At 57.5% G+C, this 702-nt stretch carries 1 protein-coding gene; it reads right to left on the minus strand.

Going from position 1 to position 702, the window contains the following annotated elements:
* Window positions 1-469 (minus strand): hypothetical protein (locus EP867_RS20050; protein ID WP_194085575.1); only part of this gene is annotated, 469 nt, incomplete at its 3' end.
* Between the last annotated feature and the right edge of the window lie 233 nt (window positions 470-702).

Here is a 702-nt window from a genome sequence, read left to right on the forward strand (position 1 = left end):
TGCGCACCGCCTCGGTAAAGACATCACGCTCGGGCTTCGGCTCCAGCCGCTCGCGGCGCAGACGAAACCGCCGGCGCAGCTGCGTCACATCGCGCGACGCCGGCAGACCAAAGAGCCCGAGTTCCTCGCGCGGGCAGCGCTGGCTCAGTGCCATCAGAAAGCTGGCTCGTTGTTCGGAAGTTGCGACACATGCGGGGAACTGCGCGGCCACCTCGCGCCACCCCAATTTACGGAGCTCTGAGGGTGTAGTCTGTGCGGGGAACTCGAGAACAGGGATGACGTCCTCTGTGCAATGCAGCCAGCCAAATCCTGCCACCGCCAGAGAGGGCAGCCCCTGATCCTCGTCAGGGGCACTCACACAAAGACCCGGACCCCATACCTCAGGTATCCCCAGCCTGCGCAGAACGTCATAGGCCGGCAGAGCCAGAGGGTGGATCTGAAAGGACGGCCTTGGGGCAGAGCGAAACATCACAAGCTCCGTTCAATGATAAAATACGAGCCAGAATGCGCCTTTCTGGCAAATTCGATGAAAAGCGATATCTAACAAGATTAGGCAAAATTTTATCGTTGAAAACAAATATCTGTCGAAACGGGCTAGTTTGGCGCAAATTCAACTATGAAAGATGAAGGTTTCATATAATCGCTCGCTTCTTCGCCTTCCGGCCCGAAGCAGGCCGCAGTCTTCCAGCGGAAAAGCTGCGT

It is taken from the genome of Falsigemmobacter intermedius (genome assembly GCF_004054105.1).
GTDB lineage: Bacteria > Pseudomonadota > Alphaproteobacteria > Rhodobacterales > Rhodobacteraceae > Wagnerdoeblera > Wagnerdoeblera intermedia.